This is a genomic window from Pseudaquabacterium rugosum (assembly GCF_038066575.1).
GTDB lineage: Bacteria > Pseudomonadota > Gammaproteobacteria > Burkholderiales > Burkholderiaceae_C > Pseudaquabacterium > Pseudaquabacterium rugosum.
In genome coordinates, this window is sequence record NZ_JBBUTF010000005.1 from 51,192 (window position 1) to 71,944 (window position 20,753).

The 20,753-nt window shown below is 67.4% G+C and carries 16 protein-coding genes and 1 pseudogene; 9 read left to right on the forward strand and 8 right to left on the reverse strand.

Annotation, left to right across the window (positions count from 1 at the left end):
• Position 1: 1 nt before the first annotated feature.
• The 7 genes and pseudogenes from rpmA to AACH11_RS06240 all read left to right on the forward strand — a co-directional run bounded on the left by rpmA (position 2) and on the right by AACH11_RS06240 (position 8,236).
• Positions 2–262 (forward strand): 50S ribosomal protein L27, encoded by a 261-nt coding sequence (gene rpmA / locus AACH11_RS06210; protein WP_341373335.1) that lies wholly within the window; start codon positions 2–4, stop codon positions 260–262.
• A 141-nt stretch (positions 263–403) separates the two neighbouring features.
• Positions 404–1,555: pseudogene (gene cgtA / locus AACH11_RS06215) on the forward strand (Obg family GTPase CgtA); the annotation flags it as partial.
• 875 nt (positions 1,556–2,430) lie between these two features.
• Positions 2,431–3,552: a glutamate 5-kinase gene (gene proB / locus AACH11_RS06220; RefSeq protein ID WP_341373336.1), complete on the forward strand. Its 1,122-nt coding sequence runs from the start codon at positions 2,431–2,433 to the stop codon at positions 3,550–3,552.
• A gap of 289 nt (positions 3,553–3,841) precedes the next feature.
• Positions 3,842–6,043, forward strand: coding sequence for a methyl-accepting chemotaxis protein (locus AACH11_RS06225; protein WP_341373337.1), 2,202 nt, complete (start codon positions 3,842–3,844; stop codon positions 6,041–6,043).
• A 112-nt stretch (positions 6,044–6,155) separates the two neighbouring features.
• Complete coding sequence (locus AACH11_RS06230; protein ID WP_341373338.1) at positions 6,156–7,070, forward strand: transposase; 915 nt, start codon at positions 6,156–6,158, stop codon at positions 7,068–7,070.
• An 85-nt stretch (positions 7,071–7,155) separates the two neighbouring features.
• Positions 7,156–7,605 (forward strand): helix-turn-helix domain-containing protein, encoded by a 450-nt coding sequence (locus tag AACH11_RS06235; protein ID WP_341373339.1) that lies wholly within the window; start codon positions 7,156–7,158, stop codon positions 7,603–7,605.
• A gap of 154 nt (positions 7,606–7,759) precedes the next feature.
• Complete coding sequence (locus tag AACH11_RS06240) at positions 7,760–8,236, forward strand: ImmA/IrrE family metallo-endopeptidase (RefSeq protein WP_341373340.1); 477 nt, start codon at positions 7,760–7,762, stop codon at positions 8,234–8,236.
• Between the two features lie 171 nt (positions 8,237–8,407).
• Here the strand turns inward: AACH11_RS06240 and fcl are convergent, their stop codons facing one another.
• The 8 genes from fcl to AACH11_RS06280 form a co-directional block, all read right to left on the reverse strand.
• Complete coding sequence (gene fcl / locus AACH11_RS06245) at positions 8,408–9,391, reverse strand: GDP-L-fucose synthase (RefSeq protein ID WP_341373341.1); 984 nt, start codon at positions 9,389–9,391, stop codon at positions 8,408–8,410.
• Positions 9,388–10,512 (reverse strand): GDP-mannose 4,6-dehydratase, encoded by a 1,125-nt coding sequence (gmd, locus tag AACH11_RS06250; RefSeq protein WP_341373342.1) that lies wholly within the window; start codon positions 10,510–10,512, stop codon positions 9,388–9,390. Before gmd ends, fcl begins: the two co-directional genes overlap by 4 nt.
• 183 nt (positions 10,513–10,695) lie before the next feature.
• Positions 10,696–12,087 (reverse strand): undecaprenyl-phosphate glucose phosphotransferase, encoded by a 1,392-nt coding sequence (locus tag AACH11_RS06255; protein ID WP_341373343.1) that lies wholly within the window; start codon positions 12,085–12,087, stop codon positions 10,696–10,698.
• 212 nt (positions 12,088–12,299) lie between these two features.
• A complete protein-coding gene (galU, locus tag AACH11_RS06260) occupies positions 12,300–13,166 on the reverse strand; it encodes a UTP--glucose-1-phosphate uridylyltransferase GalU (protein WP_341373344.1) in 867 nt (288 codons plus the stop codon).
• Positions 13,167–13,217: 51 nt separating this feature from the next.
• Positions 13,218–14,678: a mannose-1-phosphate guanylyltransferase/mannose-6-phosphate isomerase gene (locus tag AACH11_RS06265; protein WP_341373345.1), complete on the reverse strand. Its 1,461-nt coding sequence runs from the start codon at positions 14,676–14,678 to the stop codon at positions 13,218–13,220.
• 191 nt (positions 14,679–14,869) lie between these two features.
• The gene (locus tag AACH11_RS06270) at positions 14,870–16,216 is read right to left on the reverse strand and encodes a UDP-glucose dehydrogenase family protein (RefSeq protein ID WP_341373346.1); all 1,347 of its coding nucleotides are present in this window, start codon (positions 16,214–16,216) and stop codon (positions 14,870–14,872) included.
• A gap of 256 nt (positions 16,217–16,472) precedes the next feature.
• Positions 16,473–17,153: a sugar transferase gene (locus AACH11_RS06275; protein ID WP_341373347.1), complete on the reverse strand. Its 681-nt coding sequence runs from the start codon at positions 17,151–17,153 to the stop codon at positions 16,473–16,475.
• Positions 17,154–17,293: 140 nt separating this feature from the next.
• Positions 17,294–18,445 (reverse strand): glycosyltransferase, encoded by a 1,152-nt coding sequence (locus AACH11_RS06280; protein WP_341373348.1) that lies wholly within the window; start codon positions 18,443–18,445, stop codon positions 17,294–17,296.
• A 287-nt stretch (positions 18,446–18,732) separates the two neighbouring features.
• Here AACH11_RS06280 and rfbB point away from each other — a divergent pair, with 287 nt between their 5' ends.
• Together rfbB and AACH11_RS06290 are read left to right on the forward strand one after the other, a co-directional pair.
• The gene (gene rfbB, locus AACH11_RS06285) at positions 18,733–19,797 is read left to right on the forward strand and encodes a dTDP-glucose 4,6-dehydratase (protein ID WP_341373349.1); all 1,065 of its coding nucleotides are present in this window, start codon (positions 18,733–18,735) and stop codon (positions 19,795–19,797) included.
• Between the two features lie 46 nt (positions 19,798–19,843).
• Complete coding sequence (locus AACH11_RS06290) at positions 19,844–20,752, forward strand: acyltransferase family protein (protein ID WP_341373350.1); 909 nt, start codon at positions 19,844–19,846, stop codon at positions 20,750–20,752.
• Position 20,753: the final 1 nt, after the last annotated feature.

The following is a 20,753-nucleotide window of genomic DNA, read 5'->3' on the forward strand; positions in this document are numbered from 1 at the left end:
CATGGCACAGAAAAAAGGCGGCGGCAGTACCCGTAACGGCCGCGACTCGAAGCCGAAGATGCTCGGCGTGAAGGCCTTTGGCGGCCAAGCCGTCTCGGCCGGTTCGATCATCGTGCGCCAGCGCGGCACGCGTTTCCACGCCGGCGACAACGTCGGCATGGGCCGTGACCACACGCTGTTCGCGCTGGTCGATGGCACCGTGTCCTTCACCCAGAAGGGCCCGTCGAACCACTCGACGGTCGTCATCACGCCGGCGGCCTGAGGCCTCGGCGAACGATCCAGCGAGATCGTCCGGGCGGCCCTGTGTCGCCCGGTCGCATGAGCCCCGGTCTGCCGGGGCTTTGTCGTTTCTTGAACCCGATCCGCGTGCGGCGGCCCGGCACACCACAGCACCTCTACAGCCATGAAATTCGTTGACGAAGCCACCATCGAGATCGCGGCAGGCAATGGCGGTGCCGGCTGCGCCAGCTTCCGCCGCGAGAAGTTCATCCCCTTCGGCGGCCCCGATGGCGGCGATGGTGGCCGGGGCGGCAGCGTGTGGGCGGTGGCCGACCGCAACCTCAACACGCTGATCGACTACCGCTACACGCGCAAGCACATCGCCAGGAACGGCGAGGCCGGCCGTGGCGCCGACCAGTTCGGCGGCGCCGGCCCCGACATCACGCTGCGCATGCCGGTGGGCACCATCGTCTCCGACATCGAGACCGGCGAGGTGATGGCCGAGCTGCTCGACCCGGACACCCCCGTGCTGTTGTGCAAGGGCGGTGACGGCGGCTTCGGCAACCTGCACTTCAAGAGCAGCACCAACCGGGCGCCGCGCCAGAAGACCGCCGGCTGGCCCGGCGAGGCGCGCACCGTGAAGCTGGAGCTGCGCGTGCTGGCCGACGTCGGCCTGCTGGGCCTGCCGAACGCCGGCAAGAGCACGCTGATCACCGCGATCAGCAACGCGCGCCCGAAGATCGCCGACTATCCCTTCACCACGCTGCACCCGAATCTGGGCGTTGTGCGGGCCGGCCCGGAGCGCAGCTTCGTCGTCGCCGATCTGCCGGGTCTGATCGAGGGCGCGGCCGAGGGCGCCGGCCTGGGCCACCTGTTCCTGCGCCATCTGCAGCGCACGCGTCTGCTGCTGCACGTGGTCGATCTGTCCTGCCTGGACGAGTCGCTGGATCCGGTGGCGCAGGCCAAGGGCATCATCGAAGAGCTGCGCAAGTACGACCAGGCGCTGTACGACAAGCCGCGCTGGATCGTGCTGAACAAGCTCGACATGGTGCCGACCGAGCAGCGCGCGGCGCGCGTCAAGGATTTCATCCAGCGCCTGGGCTGGAAGGGCACGGTGCTGGAGATTTCCGCGCTGGCGCGCGAGGGCACCGAGCTGCTGGTGCACACCGTCTACGAGCACGTGGCCCAGCACAAGCAACTGCCGCCGGTCGAGATCGACCCGCGCTTCGGTGCGCCCGAGTCCACGCACCATGACCTCACGCCTGAGGAGCTGGATGCGCAGATCGCGGCCGATGTGGCGGCCGAGGCCAGCCCCGCGGCCGCTGCGGTGGCGCCGGTGGTGCGCAAGGCGTCGGGCCGTCGCAGTCCGGTGCGGGCGGCCGCGCCGGCCGCGCCGCGCCGCGCCGGTGCCAAGGCCGCCGCGATCGACATCGAATCGCTGCCGGTGGCGGTGCTGGCGCCGGTGCCTGCGCCTGCGCCGGTCGCCAAGGCCTCGCCTGCCCCGGCACCTGCGGTGAAGAAGCCGGTGGCGAAGAAGGTGGTTGCTGCTGAGAAGGCCGCGCCGGTTGCGAAGAAGGCGGCTGCCGTGAAGAAGGCTGCGCCGGTGGCCAAGGCGTCGCCTGCCCCGGCACCTGCGGTGACGAAGCCGGTGGCGAAGAAGGCTGCGCCGGCGGCGAAGAAGGTGGCTGTGGCGAAGAAGGCTGCGCCGGTCGCCAAGAAGGTGGCTGCGGCGAAGAAGGCTGCGCCGGCGGCGAAGAAGGTGGCTGCGGTGAAGAAGGCCGCGCCGGTCGCGAAGAAGGTGGCTGCGGCGAAGAAGGCCGCGCCGGTCGCCAAGAAGGCGGCAGCGGCGAAGAAGGCTGCACCGGCCGCCAAGAAGGTGGCTGCGGCGAAGAAGGCCGCGCCGGTCGCGAAGAAGGTGGCTGCGGCGAAGAAGGCCGCGCCGGTCGCAAAGAAGGTGGCTGTGGCGAAGAAGGCCGCGCCGGTCGCGAAGAAGGCGGCTGCGGTGAAGACGGCTGCGCCGGTCGCCAAGAAGGTGGCAGCCGCGAAGAAGGCCGCGCCGGCCGCCAAGAAGGTGGCCGCCGCGAAGAAGGCCGCGCCGGCCGCCAAGAAGGTGGTTGCAGCGAAGAAGGCCGCACCCGCCGCCAAGAAGACCGTCGCCGCCAAGACGGCCGCGCCCATCGCCAAGAAAGCCGCCGCCCGCAAGAAGTCCGCATGACCGACGCTCTGAAGAACGCCCGGCGCATCGTCGTCAAGGTCGGCTCCAGCCTCGTCACCAACGAGGGGCGGGGCATCGATGCCGCGGCCGTCGGCACCTGGTGTCGGCAGTTGGCGGCCCTCGTCGCCCAGGGGCGTGAGGTGATCATGGTCAGCTCCGGCGCCATCGCCGAGGGCATGAAGCGCCTGGGCTGGAAGACCCGGCCGACCGAGATCAACGAGCTGCAGGCCGCGGCCGCCGTCGGCCAGATGGGCGTGGCCCAGATGTACGAGACGCAGCTGCGCCAGCACGGCATCGGCAGCGCCCAGGTGCTGCTGACCCACGGCGATCTGGCCGATCGCGAGCGTTACCTGAACGCCCGCTCCACCCTGCTGACGCTGCTGCAGCTCAAGGTGGTGCCGGTGATCAACGAGAACGACACCGTCGTCACCGACGAGATCAAGGTCGGCGACAACGACACGCTCGGCGCGCTGGTGGCCAATCTGGTCGAGGCCGATGCGCTGATCATCCTCACCGACCAGCGCGGCCTCTACAGCGCCGATCCGCGCAAGAACCCCGACGCCCGCTTCATCGACGTGGCCACCGCGGGCACGCCCGAGCTGGAGCAGATGGCCGGCGGCGCCGGCAGCGGCATCGGCACCGGCGGCATGATCACCAAGATCCTGGCCGCCAAGCGGGCCGCGCGCTCGGGCGCCAGCACCGTCATCGCCTGGGGCCGTGAGGACGACGTGCTGCTGCGCCTGGCCGCGGGCGAGGACATCGGCACCGCCTTGCTGGCCGGCACCGCCAAGCTGGCCGCGCGCAAACAGTGGATGGCCGATCACCTGCAGCTGCGCGGTGCCGTCGTCGTCGATGACGGTGCGGCCGCCAAACTGCGAAACGACGGGGTCAGCCTGCTGCCCATCGGCGTGGTCGAGGTCGAGGGCGAATACCACCGCGGCGATGTCATCGCCGTGCGCACCCTGCAGGGCGCCGAGATCGCCCGCGGCCTGGCCAACTACGGCAGCGCCGAGTGCCGGCTGATCGCCCGCAAGCCCTCCAGCCAGATCGCCGGCCTGCTGGGCTATGCCAACGAGCCCGAGCTGATCCATCGCGACAACCTCGTGATGAAGGCCTAGGTTCGGGGTCAGGTCTTGCCTTTTGCCTGGCCGTTTGCCCCCGGCTTCGAGACTTCCCCACGACGCTGTCCTCAAGTCTTGACCGGTCTTCGTCGATAGAGCGTGCAGCGCGCCGTCGGTCTGAGCGCGCCTCACGTCTCTACAGAAGGCAGTCAGGGTGATGAGCAGGGCAGTCTCGATGCAGGGCGCTTCCATGGCCGGAAGCGGCGACAAGGGCTTTTTCACGCACCACGGCGTGTGGGCGCCGGGGGTGCGGCTGTTTCGGCGGCTGTCCTTTCCGGCCAAGTCCTTGATCATCAGCCTGTGCTTTCTGCTGCCGCTGCTGGCGGTGGGCCACGGCTGGTTGAGCGACCACCTCGCCATGCGCGACGTGACCCGCCTGGAGCGCGATGGCGTGCACCTGGCGCGGGCCAGTCTGCCGCTGATGCAGGCGGTCGATGCGCTGCAGCGGCAGGCGGCGGCGGGTGATGCGGCCGGCCAGCAGAAGGCGCTCGATGCGGCGAAGGACGCGCTGACGCCCCTGCGTGCCGCCCTGCAGGCCGCGGATCCCCGGCTGGATCTGGCCGCCGCCGTGCGCGAGATCGACGATCGCCTGCAGCGCCATGCCGTGGGCGGCAGCGGCAGCGCGGCCTCGGGCGATGCCCAGGTGCTGCAGGCCGTGCTGGCCCTGATCGACCAGATCGAGGACGCCTCGGGCCTGGCGCTCGACCCCGAACTGCGCACCTTCTACCTGATGCTGGCCAGCGTGCATGAGCTGCCGCGCCTGCAGCAGCAGTTCAGCCTGCAGCAGGCCGCCCAGGCCCGCCCCGCCGACCATGCCACCGCCGCCCGCGATCTGGCGCGCCACACCGCCCAGGCCGCCCTCGTGATGGAGCGGGTGAGCGCCGCGCTGGCCAAGGTGTCGGCCGACCGCAAGGCCGCCGGCCTGTCGTCCGCGCTGCCCGAGGCCGAGGCCCTGGCGCAGGCCGATGCCCGGTACGACCAGGCCGCCCCCGACGCCCGCGCCGCGCTGGCCGACGAGCGCACCCAGGCCCTGACCGCCCTGCAGCAGCGCCTGCTGATGGATCTGGAAGCCGGCCTGGACGCCCGCCTGCAGCGGGAGGCCACCACGCTGACCGCGCTGACGCTGATCGTCGGCGTCGGCCTGGTGGCGGGCGCCTACCTGTTCTGGTCGTTCTACCTCGTGATGCGAGGGGGCCTGGCCGAGACCCAGCGCCACCTGCAGGCCATGACCGCCGGCGATCTCACCACCTCGCCCGTGCCCTGGGGCCATGACGAGGCGGCCGAGCTGATGCGCGCCGTCGCCCGCATGCAGGATGCGCTGCGCGCCATCGTGCACGACGTGCGCCAGGGCAGCGACGTGATCCTGCACAGCAGCAGCGAGATCGCCAACGGCGCGATGGACCTGTCGGCCCGCACCGAGCAGACGGCCGCCAACATCGAGCAGACCGCGTCGGCCATGGAGCAGATCTCCGGCACCGTGCAGAACAGTGCCCAGAGCGCCGACCAGGCCGCCGAGCTGGCCCGCCACAACGCCGAGGCCGCGCAACGTGGCGGTCAGGTGATGGACCAGGTGGTGCAGACCATGCAGGCCATCGGCCAGTCGTCGGCCCGCATCGGCGAGATCATCGGCACCATCGACGGCATCGCGTTCCAGACCAACATCCTGGCCTTGAACGCCGCCGTCGAGGCGGCCCGGGCCGGGGAGGCCGGCCGCGGCTTCGCGGTGGTGGCGGGCGAGGTCCGGCTGCTGGCCCAGCGTGCCGGCGCGGCGGCCCGCGAGATCCGCCAGCTGATCCAGCGCAGCGGCGAGCAGGTGGAGACCGGCGGCCAGATCGTCGGCAGCGCCCGCGAGGCCATTGCCGAGGTGGTGGCCAGCGCCCGCCACATGGGCCAGCACGTGCAGCAGATCGCCGTCGGCGCACGCGAGCAGAGCGCGGGCGTGCAGCAGGTGGGCCAGGCCGCGCAGGAGCTCGACCGCAGCACCCAGAGCAATGCCGCGCTGGTGGAGGAGACCGCCGCCGCGGCCGCGTCCCTCAAGGATCAGGCCGGCCAGCTGGTGCAGCGCGTGGCGGCCTTCCGTCTGCCGGCCGAGCTGGAGCCCGTCAGCGCCGCCGAGCAGCTGAGCCGCGGCGCGCCGGTCTTCGATTTCGACAAGGCGGTGCAGGCGCACCAGGCCTGGAAGGTCAAGCTGCGCAGCGCCATCGCCAAGCGCGAGCCGCTGGATGCGGACAAGCTGTGCCGCGACGACCAGTGCCCGCTCGGCCAGTGGCTGCACGGCGACGGCCGCGTGCGCTGGTCACACGCCCCGGTCTTCAGCCGCCTGATCCAGGAGCACGCCGCCTTCCACCGCGCCGCCGGCGCCATCGCCCACACCATCAACCGCGGCGACTACACCCAGGCCGAACGCCTGATGGCCAGCGGCAGCGACTTCGCCACCGCCTCCAACATCACCATCACCACCATCCTCCAGGCCAAGCGCGAGCTGTGATCCGATCGGGGTCAGGTCTTGCCTTTTGCTCCCTCCGATGGGGGAGCAAACAGCAAGACCTGACCCCGATCGGAGGCATTGCGTCTTGGCGGTGGGTTTGCAGACTGTCGGCATGGTCCGACCGTTGCGCATCGAGTACCCGGGCGCCGTGCATCACGTCACTTCGCGTGGGGACCGGCGCGAGCCCATCTACCGCGATGACCAGGACCGCTGCACCCACCTGGATGTCATCGCCCGGGCGCTGATGCGGTTCGATGCCCGCGCGCTGGCCTGGTGTCTGATGGGCAACCACTACCACCTGGTGCTGCGCACGGGCGAGATCCCGCTGTCCCGCGTGATGCGGCAGATCAACGGCGTCTACACGCAGGCGTTCAATCGCCGGCATGGCCTGGTCGGGCATGTGCTGCAGGGGCGTTATCACGCCACGCTGGTCGACAGTGACGGCTATCTGGCGGCGCTGTGCCGGTACGTGGAGCGCAATCCCGTGGCGGCCGGCCTGATCGATGACGCGCGGGCGTGGACGTGGTCCAGCGCGCGTGCGCACCTGGGCCTGGTGCCGGCGCCCGATTGGCTGGACAGCGACGGCGTGCTGGGCCAGTTGAGCGGCCGCGACATCCATGACCCGCAGGCCCGCGAGCTGGCCCGCCAGGCCTATGCCCGGTTGCTGTCCGATGCCGAGGATGCCCGGGCACTGGGCCTGCTGTGGCAGCAGGGCAAGGCCCGCCCGGTCTGCCTGGGTGACGACGCCTTCAGCGCCCGCATCCGCGAACAAGCCGGCGTGGCCATCCCGCCACCGCCGCCCATCCCGACGGTGGACCTCTCCACCCTGCGCGCAGCCCCCGACCGCCGCGCCGCCATCGCCCGCGCGCACCACCACGGCGGCCACACCCTCACCGCCATCGCGGCTGCGCTCGGCCTGTCCGTCTCCCGCGTCAGCCGCATCCTGAAAGAGACCGAGCGGGGTCCCGAGCGGGGTCAGGTCTTGCCCGTTGCCACCCCCTCATGGGGGGCAACAGGCAAGACCTGACCCCTTGCAGAATCGCTTTCGGCCCGCGCATCGTGTGGGTCAAGGCGGTGTTGACGCATGCCGAGTACGACAAAGGGGCCTGGAAATGAACCTGCGAGATGTGGCCGCGCACTGGGTGGCGCTGCACGAGGCCATGGGCTTGGCACGTCCCATTGCCAGTGAGGTGGAATACAGCGAGGCCCAGGCCGACGTCGAGGAGTTGGTGGCCGCCGCGGAGGGCGACGATGCCAGCCCCTTGTGGGGCCTGATCGGGGTGGCGGGCGATCGCATCCGCGCTTATGAGGCGCGTGCACATCCCTGGCCTGACACCGCCACGCCGGCCGACGTGCTGGCTCTGCTGATGCAGGAGCACGGCCTGCGTCAGTGCGACCTGCCCGAGGTGGGATCGCAAGGCGTGGTCAGCGAGGTGCTGGCCGGCAAGCGTGTGCTGAACGCCCGTCAGGTGATGGCGTTGACCCGGCGCTTCCGGGTGCCCGCCGATGTGCTGCTGGGCGCCCATGCAGAACCGGACGCGCAGGACCGTGGTGGTCGCTGACCGACCGCGCGGGACCGAGCGGGGTCAGGTCTTGCCCGTTGCCACCCCCTCATGGGGGGCAACAGGCAAGACCTGACCCCTTGCTGTTGACGCTCGCAGCTGCGGCGATAATTGCGCGGTATGCCCGAATGCTGCCGCTCCGAGGGCCGTCCCCATGAACGCTTCCGAAGTCCTTGACCGCTACTGGGACGGGTGTCTGCCCGTCGATGTGGTCGGTATCGCGCAACGCATGGGTCTCGCTGTCGAGTCCGTCGATGTTCTTGACAACGGGGCCAGCGGTGAAATCGAGCAGGCGGCCGATGGCTCGTTCGTGATCCGTTTCGTTCGCGCCGAGCCTGAGGTGCGGCAGCGCTTCACCGTCGCACACGAGATCGGGCACTTCGCCTTGGGCCACCTGCGCGGCAGTCAGCGCATGTTCCGGGACAGCGTGGCCGATTTCTCCACCGGCGCACGCGGGCTGGAGCGCCAGGCCAATGCGTTTGCCGCTGCGCTGCTCATGCCGGCCCGGATCGTCGAGTACGTCCTGGCGCACAAGGACATTGCCTCCGACGCCGCGCTGGCCCGCCACTTCGCTGTTTCCGGTGTGGCCCTGAAGTACCGGCTTCGAGATCTCGGTCTGACCAGCATCTGATCCGCCGTTCGCGCAGCATTCAATCGCGGGCAGCGCGATTCGGGCGGAGAGAAGGAAGACGATCGTCTCTACACCGCACTGCTGGACATCCTCCACGGCCTGGCCAAGAAGATCAGCGGCAAGTAGATGGGGGCAACAGGCAAGACCTGACCCCCCCTCAGCTGACCCCCCTCAGCTCAATCGCGCTTCGCTCTGGTGCTTGAGGAACCACTGGTAGGCATCCGTCAGCCCGTCTTCCAGGGTGATGGTGGCCTTCCAGCCCAGGCCGGCCAGGCGGCTGACGTCCATCAGCTTGCGCGGCGTTCCATCCGGCTTGGTGGCATCAAAGCCCAGCGTGCCCTTGAAGCCGGTCACCTTGGCGATGGTCTCGGCCAGCTCGCGGATGGTGCAGTCCACGCCCGTGCCCACGTTGATGTGGCTGAGCATGGGCTGCGTCTGCTGCTGGTAGACCTCGGTCGGCAGCTCCAGCACGTGCACGCTGGCCGCGGCCATGTCGTCCACATGCAGGAACTCGCGCATCGGCGTGCCGCTGCCCCAGATCACCACCTCAGGCGTGTTCGCCTTCACCGCTTCATGGAAGCGGCGCAGCAGTGCCGGGATCACGTGGCTGTTGTCCGGGTGGTAGTTGTCGCCCGGGCCGTACAGGTTGGTGGGCATCACGCTGCGGTAATCGCGGCCGTGCTGGCGGTTGAAGCTCTCGCACAGCTTGATGCCGGCGATCTTGGCCACGGCGTAGGGCTCGTTGGTGGATTCCAGCGTGCCGGTCAGCAGCGCATCCTCGCGCATGGGCTGCGGGGCCATGCGCGGGTAGATGCACGATGAGCCCAGGAACAACAGCTTCTGCACACCGTGCTGATGCGCGCTGTTGATCACGTTGGCCTGGATCATCAGGTTGTCGTAGATGAAATCGGCCGGGTAGGTGTTGTTGGCATGGATGCCACCCACCTTAGCCGCGGCCAGCACCACCTGATCGATCTTCTTCTCGGTGAAGAAGGCGTGCACCGCGGCCTGGCTGGTCAAGTCCAGCTCGGCGTGGGTGGCCGTGACGATGTCGGTGTAGCCCAGGGCCTGGAGGCGGCGCACGATGGCGCTGCCCACCATGCCGCGATGGCCCGCCACGAAAACGCGGGCGGTGACGTCGCGGCCGTTGCTCACCGGTTGCCTTCGCGGGCAACCGCCACATCGTGGCCGTGGGCGCGCAGCAGGGCGGTGCGCTGGGCGTCCTTCAGGTCAGCGGCCACCATCTCGGCGCACATCTCTTGTGCGGTGATTTCCGGCACCCAGCCCAGCTTGGTCTTGGCCTTGGTCGGGTCACCCAGCAGCGTTTCCACCTCGGCCGGGCGGAAGTAGCGCGGGTCGATCTGCACCACGCACTGGCCCACCTTCACGCCCGGGGCCTTGTCGCCGGTCACGGCGTCCACGTAGGCCTTCTCGTCCACGCCCGTGCCTTCAAAGCGCAGGGTGATGCCCAGTTCCTTCGCCGACCAGGTGATGAACTCACGCACGCTGTACTGCTTGCCGGTGGCGATCACGAAGTCTTCGGCCACATCCTGCTGCAGCATCATCCACTGCATGCGCACGTAGTCCTTGGCGTGGCCCCAGTCCCGCAGGCTGTCGATGTTGCCCATGTACAGGCAGCTCTCCAGGCCCTGGGCGATGTTGGCCATGCCGCGGGTGATCTTGCGGGTGACGAACGTTTCGCCCCGGCGCGGGCTCTCGTGGTTGAACAGGATGCCGTTGCAGGCATACATGTCGTACGCCTCACGGTAGTTCACCGTGATCCAGTAGGCGTACATCTTGGCCACGGCATACGGGCTGCGCGGGTGGAAGGGCGTGGTCTCCTTCTGCGGGATCTCCTGCACCAGGCCGTACAGCTCCGAGGTGGATGCCTGATAGAAGCGCGTCTTCTTCTGCAGCCCCAGGAAGCGGATGGCCTCCAGCAGGCGCAGCGTGCCGATGGCGTCCACATCGGCCGTGTACTCCGGGCTCTCGAAGCTCACGGCCACGTGGCTCTGGGCGCCCAGGTTGTAGACCTCATCGGGCTGCACCGTCTGCAGGATGCGGGTCAGGTTGCTGCTGTCGCTCAGATCACCGTAGTGCAGCACGAAGCGCTTGTCTTCAACATGAGGGTCCTCGTAGATGTGATCCACGCGGCCGGTGTTGAAGAGCGATGCCCGGCGCTTGATGCCGTGCACCTCGTAGCCCTTCTCAAGGAGGAACTCGGCCAGATAGGAGCCGTCTTGGCCGGTGACGCCGGTGATGAGTGCTTTCTTCAACTTGTGACCCAGGGTGGTGAGGTTGCCTTGCGTGCACCTTCTTCTCTCGTCCGAAGACGCTTGCACTGGAAGAAGGCCAGGGCGCGAAGGTTACTGGATCTCAGCGCGCCTTTTCCGGCGCCGATGCGGCCGAACGCCGGACCCACCCTGGGGGCAACAGGCAAGACCTGACCCCCATCAACATCAATACGCCGTCTTCTCGCCTTTGAAGACCTTGAGGGTGCGGAGGATGATCTGCAGGTCGAGGGCGAGGGACCAGTTGCGCAGGTAGGCCAGGTCGTATTCCACCCGGGCCTGCATCTTGTCGATGGTGTCGGTCTCGCCGCGCAGGCCGTTGACCTGGGCCCAGCCGGTGATGCCGGGCTTGACCTTGTGGCGGACCATGTAGGCCTTGATCAGCTGGCGGTATTGCTCGTTGTGGGCCACCGCGTGGGGGCGGGGGCCGACGATGCTCATGCGGCCCTGCAGCACGTTGATGAACTGCGGCAGCTCGTCCAGCGAGGTCTTCCGGATGAAGGCGCCGAAGGGGGTGATGCGGGAATCGCCCTTGGTGGCCTGCGTCACCTTGGCGCCGTTTTCCATCACCTTCATCGAGCGGAACTTGTAGACCAGGATCTCCTCGCCATCGAGCCCGTTGCGCTTCTGGCGGAAGATGATCGGCCCGGGTGAGCTCAGCTTCACCCCGATGGCCACGGCGATCAGCAGCGGCGAGATCAGCAGCAGGATCAGGCTGGCCAGCACGATGTCGCTCAGCCGCTTGACCAGGCGGTTGGTGCCGGTGAACGGGGTTTCACAGATGCCCACCACCGGCACGCCGTTCATGTCCAGCAGGCGGCCCTGGATGATGGTGACGCCGAAGACATCGGGCACGAAGTAGATCGATGCCGTGGTGGTCTGCAGATCCTCCAGCAGCTCCAGGATGCGGGGCTGCTGGCTCAGCGGCAGCGTGATGAACACGTGCGAGATGCCGTGCGCCGCGATGTAGGGCGCCGCCGCCCGCAGCGTGCCCAGCAGCTGGTCCTGCGCGCCGGAGGCCACGCGGGCGTCGGTGCGGTCATCGAAGAAGCCGGCCACGTCGATGCCCTGGCCGGTGGACGCCGCCACCCGCTGCGCCATGCGCAGGCCGACCGGGCCCGCCCCGATGACGACGGCCCCGCGGCGGTTCTCCGGCAGCCGCGCGTGCTGGGACAGCACCCGGTGGCCCATGCGCACCAGCATCAGCTGCAGCACCGGCGTGATGCCTGCCCACAGCATCAGCTGCTGCAGATCGAACAGCGGCAGGCTGCGCGTGGCATAGCCGAACAGCAGCAGGATCAGCAGCGTGCTGAACCAGGATTTGGCGATCTCCACCGCCGCCGTCGAGAAGCGCTGGCGGAAGCGGTTGATGCCCGGGAAGGTCAGCGTGGCCGTCAGCATCATCAGCGCGGCATCCGGCCGGTCCACCCCATCCACGTACAGCAGCTTCACGGCGATGTAGACCAGCAGCGCCACGCCGGGCTCCAGCAAGGTCGCGATCAGCCCGGTGACGGACTGGGGGGCGTTGCCGAAGCTTTGATCGGGGCGCTGGTCGAACATGGCTTTGATTGTCCGAGCCGCATGTGACCGGGGCCGCGTGCGGATTAGGGGACTCGCCCCGATCCATGTGTGTCCGACCGCACACTCTGCGGTAGAGAGTGGCGGCGTGCGCCTTTCTCCGCGTGCCCCGACCAAGCAAAAAGGCGCCTCGCGGCGCCTCGTGATCGGGGTCAGGTCTTGCCTTTTGCCCCCCGGTCAGGGGCTCTGCAGCCTCAGATCTCCAGATCCCGCAGGTACTGGCGGAAGCCCGCGCCCAGCTGCGGATGCTGCAGCGCCAGCTCCACATTGGCCTGCAGGAAGCCTTCCTTGCTGCCGCAGTCGTAGCGCTTGCCTTCGTAGCGGTAGGCAAACACCTTCTCGCGGCGCAGCAGGCTGGCGATGCCGTCGGTCAGCTGGATCTCGCCGCCCACGCCGCGCGGCTGGCTGGCGATCTCGTGGAAGACGCCCGGCGTCAGGATGTAGCGGCCCGCCACGCCCCAGCGCGAGGGCGCTTCTTCCGGCGCCGGCTTCTCGACGATCTCGGTCACGTCCATCAGCCGATCGTTGACCAGCGTGCCGGCCACGATGCCGTAGCGGCGGGTGTGCTCGGCCGGCACTTCCTGCACGGCCAGCACCGAGGCGCGCCACTCGTTGTACTGCTCCACCATTTGCCGCAGCACCGGCTTCTGGCCCACCATCAGGTCATCGGCCAGCAGCACGGCGAAGGGCTCGTTGCCCACCAGGCGCTGGCCGCACAGCACGGCGTGGCCCAGGCCGAGCGCCTGCGCCTGGCGCACGTACACGCACTCCATGTCCTTGGGCTTGACGCTGTGCACCACGTCCAGCAGTTCCTTCTTGCCGGCCTGCTCCAGCGCCACTTCCAGCTCGAAGGTCATGTCGAAGTGATCCTCGATCGGGCGCTTGTGGCGGCCGGTCACGAAGATCATCTCGCGCACACCCGCGGCGTAGGCTTCTTCCACCGCGTACTGGATCAGCGGCTTGTCCACCACCGGCAGCATTTCCTTGGGCTGGGCCTTGGTGGCCGGCAGGAAACGGGTGCCGAGGCCGGCGACGGGGAAGATGGCTTTCTTGACGGTCATGTGCGTTGTACTCCCTCAGATTGAAAGTAATGAAAGGCGCGTACGGGCCGCTCAAGCGCGGCCGTAGGTGTCCTCGTAGCGGACGATGTCGTCCTCACCCAGATAGCTGCCCGACTGCACCTCGATGATCTCCAGATCGACCTTGCCCGGGTTGGCCAGGCGATGGACCTGGCCCAGCGGGATGTAGGTGGACTGGTTCTCGGTCAGCATCAGCACCTTGTCACCGTTGGTGATCTCGGCCGTGCCGCTGACGACGATCCAGTGCTCGGCCCGGTGGTGGTGCATCTGCAGGCTCAAGCTGGCACCCGGCTTCACCATGATGCGCTTGACCTGGTGCCGCGGCCCGTGGTCGATCGAGTCATACCAGCCCCAGGGCCGGTGCACCTTGCGGTGCAGCGTGTGCTCGCCGCGGCCTTCCTTCGTCAGCTGGTTGACGATCTGCTTGACCTCCTGGCTGCGGGCGCGGTCGGCCACCAGCACGGCGTCGGGCGTCTCCACCACCACCACGTCCTTCAGGCCCACGGCGCTGACCAGGCGGCTGGTGGCGTGCACCAGCACGTTCTCGGAGTCCTTGATGATCGCGTCGCCGACGCTGGCGTTGCCGCCGGCATCCTTGCCCGAGACCTGCCAGACGGCATCCCAGGCGCCCAGATCGTTCCAGCCGGCGTTCAGCGCCACCATCTGGATGGCGAAGGGGCTGCCCGGGCAGCGCTCCATCACCGCGTAGTCCACCGATTCGCTCGGCACGGCGGCGAAGGCCGCCTTGGCCGGGCGCACGAACTTGGCGTCCGTCGCGCGGCCATCCCAGGCGGCCTGCGTGGCCTGGGCGATGTCGGGGCGGAAGCTGCCCAGCGCCTTCAGCCAGGTGCTGGCGCGCAGCACGAAGATGCCGGCGTTCCAGGCATAGCAGCCTTCGGCCAGATAACGGGCGGCCGTGGCGGCATCGGGCTTCTCGACGAAGCGCTGCACCGGGGCCACGCCGCGGGCGTCGGGCTCACCGGTCTTGATGTAGCCGTAACCGGTCTCGGGCCGATCGGGCGTGATGCCCAGGATCACCACGGCGCCGTCGGCGGCGGCCAGCACGGCCTGCTTCAGCGCGGCGGCGAAGGCCGGTTCGTCCGTCACCGTCTGGTCGGCGGGGGTGACGACCAGCACCGGATCCTGACCGTCAGCCTGAGCGGCGAGTGCGGCCAGCGTCACGGCCGGCGCGGTGTTGCGGCCCACCGGCTCCAGCAGCACGGCGGCGGGCTCGACCTTGAGCTCACGCAGCTGATCCAGGCAGAGGAAGCGATGGTCCTCGTTGCCGACGATCAGCGGCGCGGCCACGGCCAGCTCGGCGCCATCCAAGCCCTGCAGCCGGCGTACGGCCTGCTGGAACAGGCTGTCGCTGCGATCGGCATCGCCGCCGAGCACGAGGAACTGCTTGGGATAGCCCGCGCGCGACAGCGGCCACAGCCGGGTGCCGGAGCCGCCGGCCATGATGACGGGTTGGGTGAGGATGCGAGCGGTCATGTGCCTTGTGTGTCCTTGGGAAGGCCCGGTTGTGCGTGGCCTTCCGCAGGTGCTGTGCCAAGCGGGCTCCTCCCAGCTTGTGCCAAGGCATTGTCTGGCGCTGTTCCTGGGTTACTGTCCACCCGACCTAGGGGTACCCCTTACGAAGAGGGCGCCAGCGTGTCATCTGTGCAGATGACACGCGCGTGTCGTCAAGCGGCGCCGTCGCCTGTCACGGCCGGGCGGCCGATCGAGAGGTAATCCAGCCCGAAGCTGGCCACCAGCGCCGGGTCATACAGATTGCGCCCGTCGAAGATCACCGGCTGCTTCAGCGCGGCCTTGATGCCGTCGAAGTCCGGGTTCCGGAATTCGCCCCATTCGGTGACGATCAGCAGCGCATCGGCGCCTTCCAGGGCCGCGTGCGGGTCAGCGGCGAAGGCCAGCCCCGCGCGGCCCGTCAGCACGCGCTGCGCCTCTTCCCGGGCCACCGGGTCATAGGCCTGCACCTTCGCGCCCGCCTCCAGCAGCGCGTCGATGATCACGCGGCTGGGCGCCTCGCGCATGTCGTCGGTGTTGGGCTTGAAGGCCAGGCCCCAGATGGCGAAGGTGCGGCCGGTCAGGTCGTCGCCGAAGCGCGCCTTCACCTTGTCCACCAGCACGCTCTTCTGCCGCTCGTTGGCGTCTTCCACCGACTGCAGCACCTGCAGCTCCACGCCGTATTCACGGCCGGTGCGCACCAGCGCCTTCACGTCCTTCGGGAAGCAGCTGCCGCCGTAGCCGGTGCCGGCGTACAGAAAGTGCGTGCCGATGCGCGGATCGGCCCCGATGCCGCGGCGCACCGCCTCGATGTCGGCGCCCACGCGCTCGGCCAGGCGCGACAGCTCGTTCATGAAGCTGATGCGCGTGGCCAGCATCGCGTTGGCCGCGTACTTGGTGAACTCCGCGCTGCGCACGTCCATCACCTGCAGCTTGTCCTTGTTGCGCATGAACGGTGCGTAGACCGCACGCATCAGGAGCGTGGCGCGCTCGTCGTCGGAGCCGACCACCACGCGGTCCGGCCGCATGAAGTCATCGACCGCCGCGCCTTCCTTCAGGAACTCGGGGTTGCTGACGACGGCGAACGCCAGATCCACACCACGGGCCTTGAGCTCGTCGGCCACGGCCGCGCGCACCTTGTCGGCCGTGCCCACCGGCACCGTGCTCTTGTCGACGATGACCTTGTAGTCGGTCATGTGGCGGCCGATGTTGCGGGCGGCGGCCAGCACGTACTGCAGGTCGGCCGAACCATCCTCATCGGGCGGCGTGCCCACGCCGATGAACTGCAGCGTGCCGTGGGCCACGGCGGCCTGCATGTCGGTGGTGAACGACAGGCGGCCGGCGGCGGCGTTGCGCTGCACCACCTTGTCCAGCCCCGGCTCGTGGATCGGAATCTCGCCGCGCTGCAGCATCTCGATCTTGCGCGGATCGACGTCCAGGCACACCACGTGGTTGCCCATCTCGGCCAGGCAGGCCCCCGTCACCAGGCCGACATAGCCGGCACCCACCACTGTGATCTTCATTGCGATCGCTTTCTTCCAAAAAAGGACATGGCAGGCGAGCCGGCCAGACTATCGTCAATTCTAGAGATGCAACATTGCTAGAAGTTCACCTCTAACCCCTCATGTGTTAGGGGTTCGACTGAGTCCTGGCGCGTGGCTTGTGGCGCGTCACGAGCAGTGGTCTGCTAGTGCCACTTGGGGCGGTGCACGAAAACAAAAAGGCCCAGCAAGTCGCCTTGCTGGGCCTTTTTTAAGCTGCGTTTTGCGCTGGATCAGCTCATTTGGCGCCCTTGCGTGCAAGCACAACCCAAACGGTCATGAAGAGGAGCTTCACATCGGTGGCGAAGTTCTTGTGCTCCACGTAGTGCCGGTCAAGCTCAACCCGCTCGTCATAGGTCAGATCGTTGCGTCCGCTGACTTGCCACAGACCGGTGATGCCGGGCATCACGCTGAGGTAGTGGCGCTTGACGTGCCCGTACTTGGTCAATTCCGGAACGGTGACCGGACGGGGGCCCACCAGGTTCATCTCACCGCGCAGGACGTTGAAGAGCTGCGGCAATTCGTCCAGGCTAGTGCGGCGCAGGAAGTTGCCGATGGGCGTGATGCGCGGATCGTTGGTCAGCTTGTGGTCGCGTTCCCACTCGGCGCGGGCTTCGGCTGAGGAGGCCAGCAGCGCTTCCAGTCGTGCAGCCGAGTCGCGCACCATGGTGCGGAACTTCAGGCACTTGAACAGCTTGCCGTTCTTGCCCACCCGGTAGTGGCCGAAGGTCAACGGAGAGCCGTCGGACATCAGCAGCGCAACCGCCACCACCAACAGGAACGGTGACAGCAGGATCAGGATGACGAGCGCCGTACCCCGGTTGAACACGAACTCCATCAACCGGGACAGCATGCCCGTGTGCTCACGGCGCTCCAGCAGCTTGTTGACTGAAGTGGCGCGCGGTGCAGTGGTCAGCATGTGGATTTCCCCTGGGCCAAGTTGTGGCGGCGATGTGTCGCCGTCTGCAAGAACTTTGCCGGGGAGTGTGCCCGTATCAGGGGCAACCCGCATATCCCCTTGGTCAGTGCCCGCATCTGCGCGGCGTTGTGGCTGGGCTGTCATGAGGGGGTCGCGGCGCGGGCCTTCAGATCGGACGCGGAGTCCTTGTAAAGCGGCACCACCTGGGTCTCGAATGCGCTGCGGGTGCGGGTGGACTGGATGCGCACGGCGGCCATGCGGCCGAGGGCTTGGCGCCGATCCGTCGTTTCCAGCAGTTCCGTGGCTTGGGCCAAGCCCTGCTTGGCAGCCTGGAACAGCAGCCCATCCGCACCATGGCGGATCAAGGCGCGGTGTTCTGGTGCATCCACCGCCACGCACGGCACGCCGCAGGCCATGGCCTGTGCCAGTGGCAGCGGGTAGCCGCGGCCACTGATCGGGGCCAGGAACAGCCAGGCCATCGACAGCAGTTCGATCCGTGCGGTCTGGTCACTGGGGGCCACGCGCTCGATCTCGGCCGCCTTCAGCACCGCCTCTTGCTCTGGCAGCACCGGGCCGGTCCAGAAGTAGCGCACGCGGGTGCCGTTCTGCGTGGTGCGCGGCATCATCACGGTCATCTGGCAGAAGGCGTTCACATCCGCCGCCGTGGCCTCACTGCTGCCGCCGACGACGATGGCCTCTGGGGCCTCGATGTGCTCTGTCTCGAAGTAGGCCTCGCTGATGGGGGTGCCGACGATCTCGACCACATCACTGTGGCCGGGCAACTTGTTGGCTGGATCGCCCGCACTGTCGGCGATCACCAGGAACGAGTTGCCGCCGATCCAGGGGGACACCAGCGAGTACGCCAGCGAGCCCAGCAGCCCCAGCTTGCCGTGCGCGCGGGAGCCGTGGGGGCTGTAGTAGATGTGGCCGGTGTAGCCCTCTCGCCGCAGCGACATGCCCCCCAGACAGAAGGGGATGAAGCCGTGAAGATGCACACCCGCGGGGGGCAGGGGCTTGAGCAGGCCGGTGAGCGTGCTCAAGCCAGACACCCAACGGTTGAAGCGCGATGGCGACGTGACCCAGGACAACTGGGTGCGACTGCCGAAATCGGACACGGGTAGGGGGGTGGGGCTGGCAGACACCACCACGATGTGCTGCTGGAAGCCGGCGCGGTCCAGCGCCTGCGCTGCTGGCTGCAGGTAGCTCAACACCACCGGGGTCAATTCACCCACGAAGTGGACGATGTCTGGGCTGGATGCGACGTGAGCTGGCTGGGCGTGGGGTGCGCTCAAGCGACTTCTCCGGATGTGACAGTGCGTGAAGATGATGCGTGCACTGTCATGTTAGGTGAAGGGCAGCATCAGCCCGGTACACACACCCTCAACCAGGGCCGGACCTAGGGGGCTGGCTCGGTGCGCCCCCCCTAGCTCTCCGTGGCGGTCGGCGCATGTGGGCGCCCCAGGGCATGGGGGTTGCTGAACTGTGACTCAGGGTTGCCACCCATAATCTTTTGACGCTGCCACATCCGCGGCCGTCTACCTGTGCGGTGCCTCAGCCTTCCTCCATCGACTCACCACCCATGACCCTCCTCGTCACCGGCGGCGCCGGCTTCATCGGCAGCAACTTCGTTCTCGACTGGCTGGCGGATCCGTCGGCCGAGCCCGTGGTCACGCTGGATGCGCTGACCTACGCCGGCAACCGCGCCAACCTGGCCAGCCTGGGCGGCGATGCCCGCCACACCTTCGTGCATGGCGACATCGGCGACCGCGCCCTCGTCGATCGCCTGCTGGCCGAGCACCGCCCGCGTGCCATCGTCCACTTCGCGGCCGAAAGCCATGTGGACCGCTCGATCCACGGCCCCGGCGCCTTCATCAAGACGAATGTCGAAGGCACCTTCACGCTGCTGGAGGCCGCCCGCGCCTACTGGGGCGCGCTGCAGGGCGAGGCCAAGGCCGCCTTCCGCTTCCACCACGTCTCCACCGACGAGGTCTACGGCAGCCTGAAGGCCGACGATCCGCCCTTCGCCGAGACGAATCCCTACGAGCCCAACAGCCCGTACTCGGCCAGCAAGGCCGCCAGCGACCACCTGGTGCGCGCCTGGCACCACACCTACGGCCTGCCGGTGCTGACGACCAACTGCAGCAACAACTACGGCCCGCTGCACTTCCCCGAGAAGCTGATCCCGCTGGTCATCGTCAACGCGCTGGCCGGCAAGCCGCTGCCCATCTATGGCGACGGCCGCCAGATCCGCGACTGGCTCTACGTCAAGGACCACTGCAGCGGCATCCGCGCCGTGCTGGCCGGCGGCCGCCTGGGCGAGACCTACAACATCGGCGGCTGGAACGAGATGGCCAACATCGACATCGTCAAGACGGTGTGCGGCCTGCTCGACGAACTGAAGCCCGACCCGGCCGGCAAGTACGAACGCCTGATCACCTACGTGACCGACCGCCCGGGCCACGACCGCCGCTACGCGATCGACGCGCGCAAGATCGAGCGCGAGCTGGGCTGGCGCCCGGCCGAGACGTTTGCCACCGGCATCCGCAAGACGGTGGCCTGGTATCTGGCGAACGCCGAGTGGGTGAGCCAGGTGCAGAGCGGCGCCTACCGCGACTGGATCGACACCCAGTACATGTCTCGCTAACTCGTGATATGCCGGGGGCCTGATGAAGCCATTGGATTCCGATTGGATGGGCAAGGAAAAGGCCTTTGCCAATCACTTTCGCGTCGATGTCGAAATCTTGCGGATTTTGGCAACGATCGGAATCGTCTGGTTCCATGCAGGTGCTCCGGGATCCGGGATTGCTTATGGTGGTTTGCTGGTTTTTTTTGTTATTTCGATCTGGTTCTCGGATTTTGGCGCAGGCTCTTTCTCGGCCTATGCTTTAAAACTGGCTAATCGTTTGATTCGGCCATGGTTGATCTGGTGTGTAATTTACGCTGCGGTCAATATTTTAAGGCGCAGGCCGATAGTTGAGGGCGGGGAAAGCTGGATCGGATATTTGGCTGGCCCGAGTGTGCACCTCTGGTACCTGCCATTTGCATTCTTTGTGTTGGTGGTTGGGTACGCCTTTTGGCGATGCTTCTCCCCCCTCTTGGGCTTCATGTTGGCCATAATATTTGCGCTGACTATCCTGGTTTTTGTTCCTTTTTGGAGGCCGGAATCCCTAGGATTGCCAATTCCCTTGCCGCAATACGCTCATGCGCTGTTTGGGGTTTGTTTGGGGTTTGCTTTTAGGTTTTCAAAAGGCCTCCCGCCTGCTTGGGTTTTCGGCGCCATGACGGCGCTTATTTTTGCTTCGATTGCTAGGTTGCCTTGGTCGGGGATCGGTTCGACCTATCTTGTCGCCGTGATCGCATCTTTGGCGCTGGTTTTTCCTCTTGATAAGATTTTTGGTTCACTGAGAAATATTGGGCTGCCTCTGCTGGGGCGGCACTCGTTTGGGGTTTATTTCATTCATCCGCCAATTATTGGCCTTTTGAAGGCGAGATTTTCGCCAGATTCTTTCTTGTTGCCCTTATTGGTTTATTTGGTCGCATTGGCTTGTGTGCATGGACTTTGGCGAATATTTCCCAGATTTTATAGGTTTGTATTTTAAT

What these genes read in the sequence shown, in the direction of transcription:
- rpmA (WP_341373335.1), top strand. Translation starts at nt 2, where the DNA reads ATGGCACAGAAAAAAGGCGGCGGCAGTACCCGTAACGGCCGCGACTCG.
- proB (WP_341373336.1), top strand. Translation starts at nt 2,431, where the DNA reads ATGACCGACGCTCTGAAGAACGCCCGGCGCATCGTCGTCAAGGTCGGC.
- AACH11_RS06230 (WP_341373338.1), top strand. Translation starts at nt 6,156, where the DNA reads ATGGTCCGACCGTTGCGCATCGAGTACCCGGGCGCCGTGCATCACGTC.
- AACH11_RS06235 (WP_341373339.1), top strand. Translation starts at nt 7,156, where the DNA reads ATGAACCTGCGAGATGTGGCCGCGCACTGGGTGGCGCTGCACGAGGCC.
- AACH11_RS06240 (WP_341373340.1), top strand. Translation starts at nt 7,760, where the DNA reads ATGAACGCTTCCGAAGTCCTTGACCGCTACTGGGACGGGTGTCTGCCC.
- AACH11_RS06255 (WP_341373343.1), bottom strand. Translation starts at nt 12,087, where the DNA reads ATGTTCGACCAGCGCCCCGATCAAAGCTTCGGCAACGCCCCCCAGTCC.
- galU (WP_341373344.1), bottom strand. Translation starts at nt 13,166, where the DNA reads ATGACCGTCAAGAAAGCCATCTTCCCCGTCGCCGGCCTCGGCACCCGT.
- AACH11_RS06265 (WP_341373345.1), bottom strand. Translation starts at nt 14,678, where the DNA reads ATGACCGCTCGCATCCTCACCCAACCCGTCATCATGGCCGGCGGCTCC.
- AACH11_RS06270 (WP_341373346.1), bottom strand. Translation starts at nt 16,216, where the DNA reads ATGAAGATCACAGTGGTGGGTGCCGGCTATGTCGGCCTGGTGACGGGG.
- AACH11_RS06275 (WP_341373347.1), bottom strand. Translation starts at nt 17,153, where the DNA reads ATGCTGACCACTGCACCGCGCGCCACTTCAGTCAACAAGCTGCTGGAG.
- rfbB (WP_341373349.1), top strand. Translation starts at nt 18,733, where the DNA reads ATGACCCTCCTCGTCACCGGCGGCGCCGGCTTCATCGGCAGCAACTTC.
- AACH11_RS06290 (WP_341373350.1), top strand. Translation starts at nt 19,844, where the DNA reads ATGGGCAAGGAAAAGGCCTTTGCCAATCACTTTCGCGTCGATGTCGAA.